Source organism: Curtobacterium sp. PhB136 (assembly GCF_004346855.1).
GTDB lineage: Bacteria > Actinomycetota > Actinomycetes > Actinomycetales > Microbacteriaceae > Curtobacterium.
In genome coordinates this window covers 97,445-115,433 of the sequence record NZ_SMGH01000010.1, presented here as the reverse complement: position 1 = coordinate 115,433, position 17,989 = coordinate 97,445, and the positions used below count along the sequence as shown (strand labels likewise).

17 protein-coding genes are annotated in these 17,989 nt (G+C 70.5%); 5 read left to right on the top strand and 12 right to left on the bottom strand.

Features of this window, described 5'->3' with window-relative positions; all coding sequences use genetic code 11:
• Positions 1 to 19: 19 nt before the first annotated feature.
• The 12 genes from EDF27_RS17520 to EDF27_RS17465 form a co-directional block, all read right to left on the bottom strand.
• Positions 20 to 1,690, bottom strand: coding sequence for a phospho-sugar mutase (locus EDF27_RS17520; protein ID WP_132050238.1), 1,671 nt, complete (start codon positions 1,688 to 1,690; stop codon positions 20 to 22).
• Positions 1,687 to 2,526, bottom strand: a complete 840-nt coding sequence (locus tag EDF27_RS17515; RefSeq protein ID WP_132050236.1) for a purine-nucleoside phosphorylase — start codon at positions 2,524 to 2,526, stop codon at positions 1,687 to 1,689. The genes EDF27_RS17520 and EDF27_RS17515 overlap by 4 nt, the downstream gene beginning before the upstream one ends.
• 77 nt (positions 2,527 to 2,603) lie before the next feature.
• On the bottom strand, positions 2,604 to 2,891 hold the full coding sequence (locus tag EDF27_RS17510; RefSeq protein ID WP_123656116.1) for a PTS sugar transporter subunit IIB: 288 nt from the start codon (positions 2,889 to 2,891) through the stop codon (positions 2,604 to 2,606).
• Entirely contained in the window at positions 2,888 to 3,334 is a 447-nt protein-coding gene (locus tag EDF27_RS17505) for a PTS sugar transporter subunit IIA (protein WP_123656115.1), read from the bottom strand. The genes EDF27_RS17510 and EDF27_RS17505 overlap by 4 nt, the downstream gene beginning before the upstream one ends.
• 4 nt (positions 3,335 to 3,338) lie before the next feature.
• Positions 3,339 to 4,454 (bottom strand): adenosine deaminase, encoded by a 1,116-nt coding sequence (locus tag EDF27_RS17500; protein ID WP_123656114.1) that lies wholly within the window; start codon positions 4,452 to 4,454, stop codon positions 3,339 to 3,341.
• A gap of 98 nt (positions 4,455 to 4,552) precedes the next feature.
• Positions 4,553 to 5,839: a thymidine phosphorylase gene (locus tag EDF27_RS17495; RefSeq protein ID WP_123656113.1), complete on the bottom strand. Its 1,287-nt coding sequence runs from the start codon at positions 5,837 to 5,839 to the stop codon at positions 4,553 to 4,555.
• Between the two features lie 3 nt (positions 5,840 to 5,842).
• Complete coding sequence (locus tag EDF27_RS17490; RefSeq protein WP_123656112.1) at positions 5,843 to 6,322, bottom strand: cytidine deaminase; 480 nt, start codon at positions 6,320 to 6,322, stop codon at positions 5,843 to 5,845.
• 16 nt (positions 6,323 to 6,338) lie between these two features.
• Positions 6,339 to 7,601, bottom strand: a complete 1,263-nt coding sequence (locus tag EDF27_RS17485; RefSeq protein WP_123656208.1) for an ABC transporter permease — start codon at positions 7,599 to 7,601, stop codon at positions 6,339 to 6,341.
• Between the two features lie 23 nt (positions 7,602 to 7,624).
• On the bottom strand, positions 7,625 to 8,962 hold the full coding sequence (locus tag EDF27_RS17480; RefSeq protein ID WP_243698411.1) for an ABC transporter permease: 1,338 nt from the start codon (positions 8,960 to 8,962) through the stop codon (positions 7,625 to 7,627).
• Positions 8,959 to 10,479, bottom strand: coding sequence for an ABC transporter ATP-binding protein (locus EDF27_RS17475; protein WP_123656111.1), 1,521 nt, complete (start codon positions 10,477 to 10,479; stop codon positions 8,959 to 8,961). Before EDF27_RS17475 ends, EDF27_RS17480 begins: the two co-directional genes overlap by 4 nt.
• 83 nt (positions 10,480 to 10,562) lie before the next feature.
• Entirely contained in the window at positions 10,563 to 11,636 is a 1,074-nt protein-coding gene (locus EDF27_RS17470) for a BMP family ABC transporter substrate-binding protein (protein ID WP_123656110.1), read from the bottom strand.
• A gap of 197 nt (positions 11,637 to 11,833) precedes the next feature.
• Positions 11,834 to 12,949, bottom strand: coding sequence for a mannose-1-phosphate guanylyltransferase (locus EDF27_RS17465; protein ID WP_123656109.1), 1,116 nt, complete (start codon positions 12,947 to 12,949; stop codon positions 11,834 to 11,836).
• A gap of 222 nt (positions 12,950 to 13,171) precedes the next feature.
• On the opposite strand from EDF27_RS17465, the gene EDF27_RS17460 reads away from it, so the two are divergent.
• From EDF27_RS17460 to EDF27_RS17440, 5 genes are all read left to right on the top strand, one after another.
• On the top strand, positions 13,172 to 14,356 hold the full coding sequence (locus EDF27_RS17460) for a glycosyltransferase family 1 protein (RefSeq protein WP_347812806.1): 1,185 nt from the start codon (positions 13,172 to 13,174) through the stop codon (positions 14,354 to 14,356).
• A 75-nt stretch (positions 14,357 to 14,431) separates the two neighbouring features.
• Positions 14,432 to 14,881, top strand: coding sequence for a succinate dehydrogenase, cytochrome b556 subunit (sdhC, locus tag EDF27_RS17455; RefSeq protein WP_123656107.1), 450 nt, complete (start codon positions 14,432 to 14,434; stop codon positions 14,879 to 14,881).
• 13 nt (positions 14,882 to 14,894) lie between these two features.
• Positions 14,895 to 15,341, top strand: a complete 447-nt coding sequence (gene sdhD, locus EDF27_RS17450) for a succinate dehydrogenase, hydrophobic membrane anchor protein (RefSeq protein ID WP_123656106.1) — start codon at positions 14,895 to 14,897, stop codon at positions 15,339 to 15,341.
• A gap of 49 nt (positions 15,342 to 15,390) precedes the next feature.
• A complete protein-coding gene (sdhA, locus tag EDF27_RS17445) occupies positions 15,391 to 17,184 on the top strand; it encodes a succinate dehydrogenase flavoprotein subunit (protein WP_123656105.1) in 1,794 nt (597 codons plus the stop codon).
• Positions 17,184 to 17,954: a succinate dehydrogenase iron-sulfur subunit gene (locus EDF27_RS17440; protein WP_123656104.1), complete on the top strand. Its 771-nt coding sequence runs from the start codon at positions 17,184 to 17,186 to the stop codon at positions 17,952 to 17,954. The genes sdhA and EDF27_RS17440 overlap by 1 nt, the downstream gene beginning before the upstream one ends.
• Positions 17,955 to 17,989: the final 35 nt, after the last annotated feature.

Below are 17,989 nucleotides of genomic sequence, written 5' to 3'. Positions count from 1 at the left end.
GCGCAGCGCGCGCAGCGCGCTACGAGACGCGGGGGCGGATGTCGGCGGCGAGGGCGTCGACGAGCGACTTGGCCTCGGCGGGGGTGGCCGCGACCGTGTCGATGTAGACCTTCACCTTGGGCTCGGTGCCGCTCGGGCGGACGATGACCCGCGCCTCCCCGGCGAGGTCGTATCGCAGGATGTCGGACGGCGGGAAGCCCTCCACGCCGGACTGGTAGTCCGTCGTGGCGAGGACCTCGATGCCGCCGAGCGACGTCGGCGGTGCGTCCCGGAGCGCGGACATGATCGCGCCGATGCGGGACAGGTCGTCGACGCGGGTCGCCACCTGCCCGGACGCGAACGCGCCGAACTCCGCCGCGAACGCCTCCAGCTGCCCGGCGATGCTCGACCCCGATGCCGCCAGCGACGTGGCGAGCGAGAGCAGCTCGAGCGCCGCGGAGATGCCGTCCTTGTCGCGGACCACCTGCGGGTCGACGAGGTAGCCGAGCGCTTCCTCGTACCCGAAGAGCAGGTCGGGCACGCGGGAGACCCACTTGAACCCGGTCAGGGTGTCCCGGTACCCGAGGCCGTGCCGGGCAGCGACCCGGGACAGCGCCGGCGACGACACGATCGACGCCGCGAGCACCCCGGACCGCCCGGCCTCGACCGCCCTCGACGCAGCACGCCAGCCGAGCAGCCAGCCCACCTCGTTGCCGGACAACCGCCGGTACTCGCGCGGACCGGACCGGGGGGCACCCACCGGGATCGCCAGGGCGAGCCGGTCGGCGTCGGGGTCGTTCGCGATCACCAGGTCCGCGCCGACCGCGACACCGCGGGCGATCGCGAGGTCCATCGCGCCCGGCTCCTCCGGGTTCGGGAACGACACCGTCGGGAACGCCCCGTCGGGCTCGATCTGCTCCGGCACGACGGCCGGCTCGGCGAACCCGGCCGCGGCGAACACCGCCCGGGCGGTCTCCCACCCGACGCCGTGCATGGCCGTGTAGACGACGGACGGCTGCGATGCGACCGGGAGGGCCGGTGCGGGCACGATCGCGGCCGTGGCGGCCACGTAGGCGTCGAGGACGGCAGCCGGGGCGACCGTGTAGTCCGCCGCGCGCGGCAGGGCGGCGATGGACCCCGCGGCGACGGCGTCGATCGCGGCCGCGATGGCGCCGTCGACCGGCGGCACGATCTGCGATCCGTCGTCGTCCCCGCCGAGGTACACCTTGTAGCCGTTGTCCCGCGGCGGGTTGTGGCTCGCGGTCACCATCACGCCGGCACCGACGTCGAGGTGCCGGACGGCGAACGCCAGCACGGGCGTCGGGAGCGCGGACGGCAGCAGCGTGACGTCGAGGCCGAGGCCCCGCATCACCTCGGCCGAGTCCCGGGCGAAGACGTCCGAGTTCACCCGGCCGTCGTACCCGATGACGACGCTCCGCTGCCGGCCGGTGTCGATGAGGAACCGCGCGAGACCGGCGGCCGCCTGGGTCACCACGACCCGGTTCATCCGGAGCGGACCCCAGCCGAGCTCGGCGCGGAGCCCGGCGGTGCCGAACTCCAGACGCCCGGCGAACCGTTCTGCAAGGACCGACATGGCTTCCTCGTCGCCCGACGACGCGCGCGCGACCACGGCGTCGAGCGAGCCCTGTGTTTCGAGGTCCGGGTCCTGCGCGAGCCACGCCCGCGCGACGTCGAGCACGTCCGAGGTCACAGCGCCGCCACCACGCGTGCGAGCAGGTCCGCGATCACCGGCTCGGCCTCCCGCCCGGCCTCGAGCACCTCGGTGTGGGACAGCGGGGTCTTCTGGATGCCGGCGGCGAGGTTCGTGATGAGCGAGAACCCGAGGATCTCCATGCCGGCCTGGCGGGCGGCGATGGCCTCGAGCGCGGTGGACATGCCGACGATGTGGCCGCCGATGGTCTTCGCCATCTGGACCTCCGCCGGGGTCTCGTAGTGCGGACCGCGGAACTGCGTGTAGACGCCTTCGTCGAGGGACGGGTCGATCGTGCGGGCGACGGCGCGGAGCCGCGCCGAGTACAGGTCGGTGAGGTCGATGAAGGTCGCGCCCTCGAGCGGGCTGTCCGCGGTGAGGTTGATGTGGTCGCTGATGAGCACGGGCGTGCCCGGCTTCCAGTGCTCCTTGATGCCGCCGGCACCGTTCGTCAGCACCATCGTGGTGGCACCGGTCGCGGCGGCGGTGCGGACGCTGTGCACGACACGACGGACCCCGTGACCCTCGTAGTAGTGCGTCCGGGCCCCGATCACGAGCGCGTGGCGCCCGTCGGGCAGGCGGATCGAGCGCACCGTGCCGGAGTGCCCGGGGACGGCGGAGGCGCTGAACCCGGGGACCTCGGCGGCGGGGATCTCGGAGACGGTCTCGCCGACGAGGTCGGCGGCCTTCCCCCACCCGGATCCGAGTGTCAGAGCGATGTCGTGCCGCTCGATGCCGGACTTCGCTGCGATGACGGCTGCGGCATCACGGGCGACGTCGAACGGGTCGACGGCGGGGTCGTTGAGCGGGTTGGAGTCGGTGGTCGTGCTGGCCATGGGCCAATGCTACGGGTCACCGAGCGCAGCGCCGTGCGCCCCGCTCCGGGGCACCCAGCGCAGGTCCGTGCGCCCCGCTACGGCGCCGGTGCCTCGCCCAAGGACCGCTCGACGGCGGCCGTGATCTCGCTCTGGTCGAAGTGGTTCCGGATCACGATGACCTCGGCGTAGGTGTCCCCGATCGCCTCGACGAACTCCTGCGAGGTGAGGATCACGTTCGCGTCGTCGGACACCGCGCGCACCGAGGCGACGTCGGCCGCCACGACCTCTGCCGTGAGCCCGAGCGCCGACAGGGCCTTCTCGGCGTTCACCTTGAGGATCGCGCTCGACCCGATGCCCGCGCCGCAGATGGTCACGATCTTCATGCCGACACCCCCATGATCGAGCGGATCTCCGCTGCGGACCCGGCCGCGGCGAGCCGGGACGTCACGGAGGCGTCGTTGAACAGGTTCGCGATCTCGCCGATGGACTCGAGGTGCGTCCCGACCCCGGCGACGGCGAGCCCGAGCACCACCGAGACGGGGTCGTTGTGCGGGTGCCCGAACGACACGGGCGTGGACAGCGTCACGACGGCGAGGCCGTCCCGGAGCACCGACGATCCCGGCCGTGCGTGCGCGAACGCCAGCCCGGGCGAGATCACGATGTACGGCCCGTGTTCCTCCACCATGGCGATCATGGCGTCGGTGTAGGCGTCCGTCGCCGCTCCCGACGCGACGAGGGCGCCACCGGCGAGCCGGAGCGCGTCACGCCACGTCGGCGCGGACGCACCGAGCACGACGGCGTCGTCGGAGAGCGGCGGCAGACCCATGCGATCAGGCCTCCGCGTAGCCGGACGTGATCAGCGCGATGATCTCCTCGCGGTCCTCGAGCGGCAGGAACGAGCCGAGGGCGGCGTTGATCTGGAACGCGGCGAGGTCGTCGAGGTCGTACCCGAACGTGCCGGCGAGGAGTGCCAGCTCCTTGGTGAGCGTGGTGTTGCTCATCAGGCGGTTGTCGGTGTTCACGGTGACCCGGAAGCCGAGCTGGTAGAGCACGTCGAACGGGTGGTCGGCGAGGTCGTCGCCCCACGCGGCGATCGCGCCGGTCTGCAGGTTCGAGGACGGCGAGAGCTCGAGCGGGATCTCGCGGTCACGGACCCACGAGGCGATCTCCCCGAGGGACGCCAGCGTGGAGCCGTCACCGGCGTCGGAGAGGGTGACGTCCTCGAACAGGCGGACACCGTGGCCGAGGCGGAGCGCGCGACCGTCGACGAGGGCCGAGCGGATCGAGGCGAGCCCGTCGGCTTCACCCGCGTGCACGGTGACGGGGAAGAGCTCGGAGGCGAGGTAGTCGAACGCGGCGCGGTGGTTCGAGGCGGGGAACCCGGCTTCGGCTCCGGCGATGTCGAACCCGACGACGCCGCGGTCACGGTGGCGGACGGCGAGCTCGGCGATCTCGAGCGCGCGGTCGGCGTGGCGCATCGCGGTGACGAGCTGTCCGACGCGGATCGCTCCGCCGGCGGCGTCGACCGCTTCCTCGATGCCGGCCTGCACGGCCTCGACCGTCTCGTCGAGGGTCAGCCCGCCCTGCAGGTGCTGCTCGGGCGCCCACCGGATCTCGCCGTACACGACACCGTCGGCGACGAGGTCCTCGACGAACTCCCGCGCGACGCGGGTCAGGCCGTGCGCCGTCTGCATCACGCTCGTGGTGACGTCGAACGTCTTGAGGTACTCGACGAGCGACCCGGAGTTCGACTGGTCCGCGAACCACTGGCCGAGCTCGGCGGCGTCGGTGGTGGGGAGCGCGATGCCCGCCGCGTCGGCGAGCTCGATGATCGTCGCGGGGCGGAGGCCACCGTCGAGGTGGTCGTGCAGCGAGACCTTGGGCAGGTCGTTGATCACGGCGCCCGCGTCGGGCAGTCGGTACGTGGGTGCGGCGTCGGCGCTCATGTCCACCAGGCTATCGGTGGTCACCCCCGCCTCGCAGGCGACGTCCCACAGGTTCGTGGAGAACTGCCTGGAGGCTCCCTACATGTGGACAGACGACCTCACGTCAGGCGCTCACGCACGATCGGCCCCCGCGCCGGAGCGGACGATCCGATCGACCAGGCCCCGTCGAGCACCTCGAGCGCACGCGGGATCCGCGATTCCTCGTCGGTGTGCAGCGTCCAGAGCGGCTGCCCCTCGGTCACGGTGTCGCCGGGCTTGACGTGCAGCTCGATGCCGGCCCCGGCCTGCACCGGGTCCTGCGCACGGGCACGACCGGCGCCGAGCCGCCAGGCGGAGACACCGAACGGCAGCGCCTGCTGCTCGACGAGCACGCCGGACGACGGCGCCGTGACGACGTGCTGCTCGCGGGCGACGGGCAGCGCGGCGGCCGGGTCCCCGCCCTGCGCCCCGATCATCCGGCGCCAGGTGTCCATCGCGCGGCCGTCGGCCAGCGCCGCAGCCGGGTCGGCGTCCGGCAGCCCCGCCAGGCGGAGCATCTCGGAAGCGAGCGAGAGCGTCAGGGACACCACGTCCGCCGGGCCGCCGCCCTCGAGGACCTCGATCGACTCCCGCACTTCGAGCGCGTTGCCGATCGTCAGCCCGAGCGGGACCTCCATGTCGGTCAGCAGCGCCGAGGTCGCGACCCCGGCGTCCTTGCCGAGGTCGACCATCGTCTGCGCGAGCTCCCGGGACGCTTCGTACGTGGGCATGAACGCCCCCGACCCGAACTTCACGTCGAGCACGAGCGCACCGGTGCCCTCGGCGATCTTCTTCGACATGATGCTCGACGCGATGAGCGGGATGCACTCGACGGTCCCGGTGATGTCGCGGAGCGCGTAGAGCTTCTTGTCCGCGGGTGCCAGGCCCGAGCCGGCCGCGCAGATCACGGCCCCGACGTCGTCCAGGATCTCGAGGAGCCGGTCGTTCGACAGCGATGCCTGCCACCCCGGGATCGACTCGAGCTTGTCGAGCGTGCCGCCGGTGTGGCCGAGCCCGCGCCCGGAGAGCTGCGGCACGGCGACCCCGAACGACGCCACGAGCGGCGCGAGCGGCAGGGTGATCTTGTCGCCGACCCCACCGGTGGAGTGCTTGTCCACGGTCGTCTTGCCGAGCGAGGAGAACGACATCCGCTCCCCCGACGCGATCATCGCGAGCGTCAGGTCCTTGATCTCCCGGCGCTCCATCCCGTTCAGGAAGATCGCCATCGCGAGTGCGGCCATCTGCGGGTCCTCGACGTACCCGCGGGTGTACGCGTCGACGAGCCAGTCGATCTCCGGCGTGCTCAGCGCGGAGCCCGAGCGCTTGGTGCGGATGAGGTCGACGGTGTCGAACGGTTCGACGGCCATGGTTCAGTGCTCCTGCTGGTACGTGACGAGGGTGCGGGGTCCGAAGGCATCCGGCAGGACCTCGTCGATGGTGCGGATGCCGGAGACGGTCTCCAGCAGCATGCCCTCGGCCGAGTGCTCGAACAGCAGCTGCCGGCAGCGGCCACACGGCATCAGGGTCGCGCCGTCGCCGTCCACGCACGTGAACGCGACGAGCTTGCCGCCGCCGGTCATGTGCAGCTGCGAGACGAGCGAGCACTCCGCGCAGAGTGTCACGCCGTAGGACGCGTTCTCCACGTTGCAGCCGGACACGATCCGGCCGTCGTCGGTGAGCGCAGCTGCCCCCACCGGGAACGACGAGTACGGCGCGTAGGCGTGCCGCATGGCAGCCGTGGCCGCGTCGCGGAGCGACGCCCAGTCGCGTTCGGACGGGAGGCTCGTGGCGGGGTCCTCCCCGGCGGTGGCGGCGACCGCGTGGTCGGCCGCAGGGCCCGTTTCGGTCATGTGCCGTGCCTCCCGGCTAGCTCTTGGTGTACGGCTTGCCGGACGCGGCGGGACCACGCGACTGCCCGACCAGGCCGGCCACCGCGAAGATCGTCACCACGTAGGGCAGCATCAGCAGGAACTCGCTCGGGACGGGCGAGTTGATCGACCCGAGGACGTTCTGCAGGTTCGACGCGAAGCCGAACAGCAGCGCCGCGAGCGTCGCCTTGATCGGGTCCCAGCGGCCGAAGATGACGGCGGCGAGGGCGATGTAGCCCGCGCCGGCGGTCATGTCCTTGGCGAACGGTCCGACGGAGCCGAGCGTGAAGTACGCGCCGCCGAGGCCGGCGATCGCGCCTGCCAGGGAGACGTTCCAGAAGCGCGTGCTGAGCACGTTGATGCCGACCGTGTCCGCGGCCTGCGGGTGCTCGCCGACCGCACGGAGGCGCAGGCCCCAGCGCGTCTTGAAGAGCGCGAAGGTGACGACGGCCACTGCGACGTAGGCGATGTACACGATGACGTTCTGCTCGAAGAACACCGGGCCGATGACCGGGATCTGGTGCAGCACCGGGATCGGCAGCACCGGGAACCGGATGCCGACGTTGAGCGTCTGCTCGGCGGGCGAGAGCACCTGCGAGTAGAGGAAGCCGGTCAGGCCGGACACGAACGCGTTGATGACGACGCCGACGATGACCTGGTCGACGAGGTACTTGATGCTGAACGCTGCGAGGACGAACGACACGAGCACCCCCGCGACGAGGGCACCGATGAGGCCCACCCACGCCGAGCCGGTGAGCGAGCCGATCATCGCGGAGACGAACGCGCCGGCGAGGAACTGGCCCTCGATCGCGATGTTGACCACACCGACGCGCTCCGAGATCACGCCGCCGAGGGCACCGAACACCAGCGGGACGCTGAGCCCGAGGGCACCGACGAGGAGCCCGGGCACCGGGATCGTCGCACCGGCCGCGGCCCATGCGAGGAACCCGACCACGAAGAACAGCGCGAACAGCGAGGTCACCCAGAGCGGGGTCTTCTCGTAACGGCTGGCCTGGACGAACGCGTACACGGTGGCCAGGGCGAGCACCACGATGACGACGATGCCGGTGCCGGTGGCGGGCAGCGGCACGTCGGGCAGCTGCACGAAGTCGCCGGCGTTCGCGAGCCGGAACGTGGCGTCGCCGGCACGGTGCAGGAACCCGAAGAACACGAGTGCGACGACCGTGAACACGGCGAACGCGATCGGGAGCTTCCAGCTGCGGGTGGACTCGACGGCGCGGTCGGCCGTCGGGGCGGGCATGGCCGCTGTGGGGCTGAGGGTGCTCACGCGGCGACTGCCTTCCGCTCGGACTTCTTGGAGCTCTTGCGGCGCGCGCCCGGCTGCGGGATCCGGAAGATCGCGCGGACGAGCGGCGGGGCCGCGATGAACAGGACGATGAGGGCCTGGATGACACCGACGATGTCGATCGGGATGCCGTTCGCGGCCTGCATGGCGTAGCCGCCGTTCTTCAGGACGCCGAACAGGATCGCCGCCCAGAAGGTGCCCCACGGCTTCGAGCGGCCGAGGAGCGCGACCGTGATCGCGTCGAAGCCGATGCCGGCGTCGATGTTCGAGGTGAAGCCGCTCGTGACGGCACCCTGCACCTGGTACGCCCCGGCGATGCCGACGAGCGCACCGGAGATGACGAGCACCCAGATGGTCAGCGACGGCACGCTCATGCCGGCGACCCGAGCCGCACGCGGGTTCTCACCGATGGTGCGGAAGCGGAAGCCGAGCGAGGACTTGTTCACGAGCCACCACACGACGACCACGGCGATGAGCGCGACGACGAAGCCGAGGTCGATGCCGAAGCGCGGGCCGAACAGTGCCGGGAGCACCGCGGAGTCCTTCATGGCGGGTGAGATCGGGTTCGGGCTGCCCGGTGCCTGCAGCAGACCGGGGGTCCGGAGGAGGTAGCTGACGAGGTAGAGCGCGACGTAGTTGAGCATGATCGTCAGGACGACCTCGTTCGCGCCCGTCCGCGCCTTCAGCACACCGACGATGCCACCCCAGACCGCGCCGCCGACGATGCCGGCGATGATCGTGAGCGGGATGTGGATCGCCGCGGGCAGGTCGACGGCGAAGCCGACCCAGCCGGCCGCGGCCGCGCCCATCAGGATCTGTCCCTGGCCGCCGATGTTGAACAGGCCGGCGCGGAACGAGATGGCGATGCCGAGACCCGCTGCGATGAGCGGCACGGCGTAGTCGATCGAGCGGGTGATCGGGGCGATCGCCTGCGCGAAGGAGCTCGCACCGAAGTTGATGACCGAGCCCTGGAAGAGCGAGGCGTACGAGCCGCCGACCGCGGTCCAGATCGCGCGGAACGTGTCGCCGGGGCGGGCGAAGAAGTAGCCGGCCGCCTGCTGCACGGCGGGGTCCGTGATGGCGATGAGGATGCCGCACGCGACGAGTGCGAGCACGATCGCCAGGACCGTGACGAGCACGGAGCCGTTCATGATGCCCTGCAGGGCGGCCTGCATGCGCTCGGTGCCGGTGCGGTCGCCCGCGCGGCGCTCGGTGTCGTCCGCGGAGTCGGTCATCAGGCGGGGGCCGCCCTCGACGTCCTGGATGCGGTCGTCGGTGGGCAGGGTGTTCTCTTCGGGGGGCGTGGGGGTGCTCACGCTGCCAGCTCCGTTCCTTCGGGCAGTTCTCCGGCCATCATCAGGCCGAGGACGTCGCGCGGGGTGTCCGCGGGGACGATGCCGATGATCGCGCCGCGGTACATCACCGCGATCCGGTCGGCGAGCGCCACGACCTCGTCGAGCTCCGTGGAGACGACGATGACCGGGACGCCGGAGTCGCGGGTGGCGACGATGCGCTTGTGCACGAACTCGATCGACCCGACGTCGATGCCGCGGGTGGGCTGCGCCGCGACGAAGAGACGCAGGTCGCGGCTGAGTTCGCGGGCGAGGACGATCTTCTGCTGGTTGCCGCCGGACAGCCGGCCGGCCGCGGTGGTGCGGCCGGGGGTCCGGATGTCGAACTCGGCGATCTTCTCGTCGGCGAAGGCGTCGCGCTCCGCGGCCCGGATCGTGCCGGCGCGGACGAACTCGCTGTGGTCGGCGCGGTCGAGCATGAGGTTCTCGGCGATGGTGAACTCGCCGACGAGCCCGTCTTCCTTGCGGTCCTCGGGGACGAAGCCGACACCGGCGTCGAGCACCTGCTTGACGCTCCGGCCGGTGAGCTCCTTGCCGTCGAGCGTGACGTGCCCGGTGCGGATCGGCTCGAGTCCGATGATCGCCTCGGTGAGCTCGGTCTGGCCGTTGCCCTGCACGCCGGCGATGGCGAGGACCTCGCCGCGCCGGACGGTGAAGGAGACGTCGTCGACGAGCACGATGCCGGACGGGTCGGTGACGGTGACGTTCTGGACGACGAGCGCGTCCTCGCCGCCGGCGGAGGGCTCCTTGTCCACGACGAGGGAGACCGCGCGGCCGACCATGAGGGCGGCGAGCTCGTTGTTCGTCGCGGTCGGGGATGCCTCTCCGACGACCTTGCCGAGCCGGATCACCGTGATGCGGTCGGCGACTTCGCGGACTTCACGGAGCTTGTGGGTGATGAAGACGATGGCGGTGCCGGCTTCGCGGAGCTGGCGCATGATGCCCATCAGCTCGTCGGTCTCCTGCGGGGTGAGGACGGCCGTCGGCTCGTCGAACACGAGCACGGAGGCGTCGCGGGAGAGTGCCTTGATGATCTCCACGCGCTGCTGCACGCCGACGGGCAGGTCCTCGACCCGGGCGTCGGGGTCGACGTCGAACCCGAAGCGCTCGGAGATCTCGCGGACGCGCTTGCGGGCGCCGGCGAGGTCGAGTCGGCCGCCGAACGTGGTCTGCTCCTGGCCGAGCATCACGTTCTCGGCGACGGTGAACACGGGCACGAGCATGAAGTGCTGGTGCACCATGCCGATGCCGGCGCGCATCGCGTCGCCGGGGCCGTCGAAGTCCTGGACGACGTCGTCCAGGAGGATCTCGCCCTCTTCGGCCTGGTACATGCCGTAGAGCACGTTCATCAGGGTGGACTTGCCCGCACCGTTCTCACCGAGGAGGCAGTGCACCTCGCCCGGTTCGACGGTGAGGGAGATGTGGTCGTTCGCGACCAGGGGGCCGAACCGCTTGGTGATGCCGCGGAGTTCCAGCTTCATGTCGGGAGTCTATTTCTGTCGTGGTGCTGCGGAGCGCATGGGAATGCGGGCGGAGGAGAACTCCCCCGCCCGCATCGGTGGTGCTACTTGACGGTCGCCTTGGTCTCGACCTTGATCGAGCCGTCGATGATGCCGGCCTTGATCGTGTCGAGCTCCTTGGACAGGCCCGAGTCGACCTTCGACGCGTAGTCGTGGAACGGCGCGATGCCGACGCCGTCGTTCTTCAGCGTGCCGACGTACGGGGTCTTCGAGAAGTCGCCCTTGGCAGCCTGCTCGACGACGTCCTTGGTCGCGGGGCGCATGCCCTTCTCGACGGACGTCAGTGCGATGTCCTTGTAGCGCGGGTCGGCCTCGTAGAGGTCGCTGTCCGCACCGATCAGGACGGAGCCGTTGTCGGCGTCCTTGATGGCTTCCGCGGCGCTCTGGTAGATCGGGCCACCGACGGGCAGGATCACGTCGGCGTTCTGGTCGAGGAGGGTCTGCGCGACCGACTTCGCCTGGGTGCCGGCCTCGAAGCCACCGGTGAAGGAGCCCTTCTGGCTGTCGACGTCCCAGCCCTTGACCTGGACGTCCTTGCCCTTCTTCTCGTTGTAGTACTTCACGCCGTCCGCGAAGCCGTCCATGAAGATGGTGACGGTCGGGATCTGCATGCCGCCGAAGGTGCCGACGACGCCGGACTTCGAGTAGGACGCCGCCGCGTAGCCGGCGAGGAACGCCGCCTGCGAGGTGTCGAACGTGATCGGCTTGACGTTCTTGGCGTCGATCGAGTTGTCGTCGATGATCGCGAAGTCGGTGTCGGGGTTCGCAGCGGCCTGCTTCTTCGTGGCGTCGGCGAGGTTGAAGCCGACCGTCACGATGAGCTTGCAGTTCTGGTTGACGAGCTGCTCGATGTTGGAGTCGTAGACCGTGGAGTCCTTCGACTCGGCCGACTTGTAGGTCGCGCCGAGGTCCTTGGCGGCGTCCTTCAGGCCCTCGTAGCCGAGCTGGTTGAAGGACTTGTCGTCGAAGCCGCCGGAGTCCGACACCATGCAGGGGCGGAAGCTGGTGGTCTTCGCCGACGAGGTGTCGGACGGAGCGGCGGAGCAGCCGGCCAGGACGGCGACGGTGCCGAGGAGCGCGAGGCCGCTGAGTGCGATCTGACGGGTACGAGATGACACGGGTTGGTTCCTCCGGGGAGCAGGGCCCGGTCACTGCGCACCGGGCGATCGTGGCGACAGTACACGACCGCCTGGTCGGTACAGAACGCCCTCGGAGCCGCCTGTGGATCAGTTACGAGATCGCGACCGCGCCGTAACGCGGCCGTAACGCGACGACGTGCTCGGGACCCCAGTTGTGGGGGTTTGGTGATGGAGCGCTACAGGACGTCGTCGCGGCCGCTGATCTTCAGTGCATCCACCACCCCCTTGACCCGCTGGGCGTTCGCGCTGGTCGTCACGAGCAGTGCGTCCGGGGTGTCCACGACCACGATGTCCTCGACCCCGATGAGCGAGATCAGGCGCTGGCTGTGCGACACCACGATCCCGCTCGAGGAGTCCGCCAGGATCCGGGCACCGTCGCCGAGCACGGCGAGGTTGTTCGTCCGGCCGCCGGACTGCAGCTTCGCGAGGGACGCGAAGTCGCCGACGTCGTCCCAGTCGAAGTCGCCGGGCACCACGGCCATCCGGCCGGCAGCCGCCGCGGGCTCCGCCACCGTGTAGTCGATCGCGATCTTCTTCAGCGCGGGCCAGATCCGGTCCACGACGACCCCGCGCGCCGAGGTGTCCCACGCGGCGGCGAGCTCTTCGAGGCCGGCGAGCAGCTCCGGCTCGGCCCGACCGATCTCCGCGAGGATGACGTCCGCCCGGGCGATGAACATGCCGGCGTTCCAGAGGTAGGAGCCGTCCTCCAGGTACCCCCGGGCCGTGTCCAGGTCGGGCTTCTCGACGAAGGACCGCACCGAGTGGGCGTTCGGGGCGCCATCGACCCCCAGGCCCTCACCGTCGGCGTGGATGTACCCGAAGCCGATCGCCGGCTCGGTCGGGGTGATGCCGATCGTGGTGACGTACCCGGCACGGGCGACCGCCACGGCCTCGCGCACCGACCGGCGGAACCCGCGGGCGTCGCCGATGACGTGGTCGGCCGCGAACGACCCGATGACGACGTCGGGCTCCCGACGACGGAGGATCGCGGCCGCGAGACCGATCGCCGCGGTGGAGTCCTTCGGCTCGCTCTCGAGCACGACGTTGTGGTCGTCGATGCCCGGCAGCTGCGACTCGACCGCGACGCGGTGCGCGCGGCCGGTGACCACCATGATCCGCGACTCCCCCGCGAGCGGTGCGAGCCGGTCCCAGGTCTGCCGGAGGAGCGAGGTGCCCGATCCGGTCAGGTCGTGCAGGAACTTCGGGGCGTCGGCGCGCGAGAGCGGCCAGAGGCGCGATCCGATCCCGCCGGCGGGGATGATCGCGTAGAAGTCTTCGAGGGGGGCTGCCACCCGCTCACCGTACCGGTCGGGGGTCGTCGTTCCTGGGTGCGCACGACGGGATCGCCCGACGGGTGCGCGCCCGGTGCGGCAAACCGCACGGTGAGTTCACCCGCGCCCACCGTCCCGTTCACCGTCGGGTCCCCCGCACCGTCACGTGGCGCGCGGAGCATGGGCACCGCCATGAACGCACGCAGCGTGGAGCGCGGCTCGGCCCAGAGGACCGTCGCCGTCGTGACCGAGAGCTTCCTGCCCACCCTCAACGGCGTGACCACGAGTGTCCTCGCGGTCCTGGACCACCTCGAGCGCCGGGGCCACCGCGCGGTCGTGATCGCGCCGGACACCCCGTGGCTCGCGAGCCGTCGTTCCCGGACCGACCTGGAGCGGTACCGCGGGTTCGACGTCCACCGGATCCCCGCCGTCGCGTACCGGCAGTTCCCGGTCGCGCTCCCCCACCCCGTCCTCGACACCATCCTCGCCGCCTCCGGCGCCGACGTGCTGCACGCCGCGAGTCCGTTCCTGTTGGGTGGGCGCGCGATCACGGCAGCCGGGAGGCTCGGCATCCCCTCCGTCGCCGTCTTCCAGACCGACGTGGCCGGGTTCGCCCGCCGCAACGGCCTGGCAGCGACCACGCCCCTGGTCCGCCGGGTGCTCGGGCGCATCCACGCCGGGGCGTCGCTGACGCTCGCCCCGTCGTCCGCTACCGCGGCGATGCTCGCCGCGGACGGCGTGCCGCGCGTCGCCAGGTGGGGTCGTGGCGTCGACACCGTCCTCTTCCACCCGGACCGACGGTGGTCCGGCCCGGTGCGCGCCCTGCGGCGGCGACTCGCTCCGCACGGGGAGACCATCGTGGGCTACGTGGGCCGGCTCGCACCGGAGAAGGAGGTCGAACGGCTCGCCGAACTCGGTGGCATCCCCGGGATCAGGGTCGTGGTCGCAGGAGGGGGACCCTCCCGTCCGGCTCTGGAGCGACGGCTCCGTCACCTGGACGCGACCTTCACCGGTCCCCTGCGCGGCGACCCGCTGGCCGACGTGTACGCGGCGCTCGACGTGTTCGTGCACACGGGCCCCGCCGAGACGTTCGGGCAGACCCTGCAGGAGGCGCACGCATCCGGGCTCCCGGTCGTCGCCCCGGCGGCCGGCGGCCCGCTCGACCTCGTGGCACCCGGACTCGACGGCGAGCTCTACGACCCGGACGTGCCGCAGGCGCTCCGGGCGGCCGTGGTCGGGCTGCACCTCGACCGTGCACGCGCGGATCGGATGGGATCCGCCGGCCGGCTGCGCGTCGAGGGCACCACGTGGGAGGCGATCGGCGACGAACTGCTCGCACACCACGACACCGCCAGGACCATCGGCGCGCCGCCCGCGGGGCGCGGGATTCTCACGGGGTGGAACGAGAACGTCAGTGCGCGGTCGTAGGATGGACGTGTTCCACACGAACATGACGGCAACGGCTCGCCGATCGGCGGGCCTGTCCTACGGGAAGGCGAGCTCATGGCCGAGCAGACCGCAGGGGGTACGGCGACAGCCGCCCCGCAGGTGACGATCGATGCGCCGCGCGCATCACGGACGCCACAGGGCACCCTGTACCGCGGCAGCACCGGGATGTGGTCCTGGGTCCTGCACCGCGTGACCGGTGTCGCGATCTACTTCTTCCTGCTCGTGCACATCCTCGACACGGCCCTCGTCCGCCTCTCCCCAGAGGCGTACAACGCCGTCATCTCGACGTACAAGACGCCGATCATGAACCTCGGCGAGATCGCCCTCGTGATGGCGATCGTCTTCCACGCGTTCAACGGGCTGCGCATCATCCTGATCGACTTCTGGTCCAAGGGGCCGAAGTACCAGCGGGCGATGTTCTGGATCGTCATCGTGCTCTGGGCCGTGGCGATCGCGGGCTTCCTGCCGCGCCAGCTCATGAACCTCGTCGCCGACTTCCACTGATCAGGGGCTGACCATGACCACGCAGACCATCGCGCCCCCTCGCAGTGCCGAGGCCGCACGCCGCACCACCAACTGGGAGAAGTGGGGCTGGATCTACATGCGCGGCTCGGGCGTCCTGCTCGTCGTGCTGATCTTCGGCCACCTCTTCGTCAACATGGTGGCGGGCGAAGGCGTCAAGCAGATCGACTTCGCGTTCGTCGCCGGCAAGTGGGCGAGCCCCTTCTGGCAGGTGTGGGACACCCTGATGCTGTGGCTCGCGCTGATCCACGGCTCGAACGGCATGCGCACCATCGTCAACGACTACGTGTCGAAGCCGGCCGTCCGGAAGACCCTGCTCATCGCGATCCTCGTCGCGTGCGTGCTGCTCATCGTCCTCGGCACCCTGGTGTGCTGGACCTTCGACCCGTGCCCCGCCGGCGCCGCCGCCGCGGACCTGCCGTCGTTCTGCCCCGCGCAGTAGCCCCGGCCCAGCACCGCAGCCCGCACCCGCTCCCCAACGGAAAGACACCGTGACCGACATCACCGTCCATCACCACCAGTTCGACATCGTCATCATCGGCGCGGGAGGCGCCGGCATGCGGGCCGCGATCGAAGCGGGGCCGAAGGCGAACACCGCCGTCATCTCGAAGCTGTACCCGACGCGCTCCCACACGGGTGCGGCGCAGGGCGGCATGGCGGCAGCGCTCGCGAACGTCGAAGAGGACTCGTGGGAGTGGCACACCTTCGACACGATCAAGGGCGGCGACTACCTGGTCGACCAGGACGCCGCCGAGATCCTCGCGAAGGAAGCGATCGACGCGGTCATCGACCTCGAGAACATGGGGCTGCCGTTCAACCGCACGCCAGAGGGCAAGATCGACCAGCGTCGCTTCGGCGGCCACACCCGTGACCACGGCAAGGCGCCGGTGCGCCGGGCCTGCTACGCCGCGGACCGCACCGGCCACATGATCCTGCAGACGCTGTTCCAGAACTGCGTGAAACTCGGCGTGAACTTCTTCAACGAGTTCTACGCCCTCGACCTCATCATGGTGGACGTCGTCGGCGACGACGGCGTCACCCGCAAGCAGCCGGCGGGCGTCGTGGCGTTCGAGCTCGCGACCGGTGAGCTGCACGTGTTCCACGCGAAGGCGATGATCTTCGCGACCGGCGGCTTCGGCAAGATGTACAAGACCACCTCGAACGCGCACACCCTCACCGGTGACGGCGTCGGGATCGTCTGGCGCACCGGCCTCCCGCTCGAGGACATGGAGTTCTTCCAGTTCCACCCGACCGGGCTCGCGGGCCTCGGCATCCTCCTCACCGAGGGCGCCCGTGGTGAGGGCGCGATCCTCCGCAACGCCTCTGGCGAGCGCTTCATGGAGCGGTACGCCCCCACCATCAAGGACCTCGCACCGCGTGACATCGTCGCCCGGTGCATGGTGCAGGAAGTGGCCGAGGGCCGGGGTGCCGGTCCGAACAAGGACTACGTGCTCCTCGACTGCACGCACCTGGGTGCCGAGGTCCTCGAGACCAAGCTCCCCGACATCACCGAGTTCGCGCGCACCTACCTCGGCGTCGACCCGGTGGTCGAGCCCGTTCCGGTGATGCCGACCGCGCACTACGCGATGGGTGGCATCCCGACGAACACCAACGCCGAGGTCCTCTCCGACAACGACACCGTCGTCCCCGGCATGTACGCCGCCGGCGAGTGCGCATGCGTCTCGGTGCACGGGTCGAACCGCCTCGGCACGAACTCGCTGCTCGACATCAACGTCTTCGGGAAGCGCTCCGGCAACAACGCCGCCGAGTGGGTGCAGACCGCCGAGTTCCTCCCCCTCCCCGAGGACCCCGCCGCGAACGTCCGCGGGATGCTCGAGCAGCTGCGTGCCTCGACCGGCACCGAGCGGGTCGCCGCCCTCCGCAAGGAACTGCAGGAGGAGATGGACAAGAACGCGCAGGTGTTCCGCACCGACGAGTCCCTCGCCCGCGTCACGGAGACGATCCACACGCTCCGCAACCGGTTCATGAACGTCTCGGTGCAGGACAAGGGCAAGCGGTTCAACACCGACCTGCTCGAAGCCGTCGAGCTCGGGTTCCTGCTCGACCTCGCCGAGGTCGTCGTCTACTCCGCCCGGAACCGCAAGGAGTCCCGCGGCGGCCACATGCGCGACGACTACCCGAAGCGCGACGACGAGAACTACATGCAGCACACCATGGCGTACCTGACGGGCGATCCGCACTCGTCACTCGCCGACGACCACATCACACTCGACTGGAAGCCGGTCGTCGTGACGCGGTACGAGCCGATGGAGAGGAAGTACTGATGACCGACACCCTGGTCTCCGACGCACCCCGCACCGATGCGGTGGACGCCCCTCCCGGCTCCTTCCCCGTCACCGTGATCATCCGGCGTTTCGACCCGGACGTCGACGACGAGCCGCGCTGGCAGGACTTCGACGTCATGATGCTGCCGACCGACCGCATCCTCGACGCCCTGCACAAGATCAAGTGGGAGCAGGACGGGTCGCTGACCTTCCGTCGCTCCTGCGCGCACGGTGTCTGCGGTTCGGACGCGATGCGCATCAACGGCCGCAACCGTCTGGCGTGCAAGACGCTGATCAAGGACCTCGACGTGTCGAAGCCGATCTACGTCGAGGCGATCAAGGGCCTGCCGCTCGAGAAGGACCTCGTCGTCGACATGGAGCCCTTCTTCAAGTCCTACCGCGAGGTCCAGCCGTTCCTCCAGCCCGCGAAGGCGCCGGAGCCCGGCAAGGAGCGCGTGCAGTCCGTCGCCGACCGTGCCCGCTTCGACGACACCACGAAGTGCATCCTCTGCGCCGCGTGCACGTCCTCGTGCCCGGTGTTCTGGACCGACGGCCAGTACTTCGGTCCGGCCGCGATCGTCAACGCGCACCGCTTCATCTTCGACTCGCGCGACGACGCCGCGAACGTGCGCCTCGACATCCTCAACGACAAGGAAGGCGTGTGGCGCTGCCGCACGACCTTCAACTGCACCGACGCCTGCCCGCGTGGGATCCAGGTCACCAAGGCCATCGCCGAGGTCAAGCAGGCCGTCATGCGCGGTCGGGCATAGACGGCCAGGAGACCAGGAACGGCATAGGTCCGACC

Excerpts from the sequence above, each read along its gene's own strand:
- EDF27_RS17515 (WP_132050236.1), bottom strand. The coding sequence starts at position 2,526 with ATGGCCAGCACGACCACCGACTCCAACCCGCTCAACGACCCCGCCGTC.
- EDF27_RS17510 (WP_123656116.1), bottom strand. The coding sequence starts at position 2,891 with ATGAAGATCGTGACCATCTGCGGCGCGGGCATCGGGTCGAGCGCGATC.
- EDF27_RS17505 (WP_123656115.1), bottom strand. The coding sequence starts at position 3,334 with ATGGGTCTGCCGCCGCTCTCCGACGACGCCGTCGTGCTCGGTGCGTCC.
- EDF27_RS17500 (WP_123656114.1), bottom strand. The coding sequence starts at position 4,454 with ATGAGCGCCGACGCCGCACCCACGTACCGACTGCCCGACGCGGGCGCC.
- EDF27_RS17495 (WP_123656113.1), bottom strand. The coding sequence starts at position 5,839 with ATGGCCGTCGAACCGTTCGACACCGTCGACCTCATCCGCACCAAGCGC.
- EDF27_RS17490 (WP_123656112.1), bottom strand. The coding sequence starts at position 6,322 with ATGACCGAAACGGGCCCTGCGGCCGACCACGCGGTCGCCGCCACCGCC.
- EDF27_RS17485 (WP_123656208.1), bottom strand. The coding sequence starts at position 7,601 with ATGCCCGCCCCGACGGCCGACCGCGCCGTCGAGTCCACCCGCAGCTGG.
- EDF27_RS17475 (WP_123656111.1), bottom strand. The coding sequence starts at position 10,479 with ATGAAGCTGGAACTCCGCGGCATCACCAAGCGGTTCGGCCCCCTGGTC.
- sdhC (WP_123656107.1), top strand. The coding sequence starts at position 14,432 with ATGGCCGAGCAGACCGCAGGGGGTACGGCGACAGCCGCCCCGCAGGTG.
- sdhD (WP_123656106.1), top strand. The coding sequence starts at position 14,895 with ATGACCACGCAGACCATCGCGCCCCCTCGCAGTGCCGAGGCCGCACGC.
- EDF27_RS17440 (WP_123656104.1), top strand. The coding sequence starts at position 17,184 with ATGACCGACACCCTGGTCTCCGACGCACCCCGCACCGATGCGGTGGAC.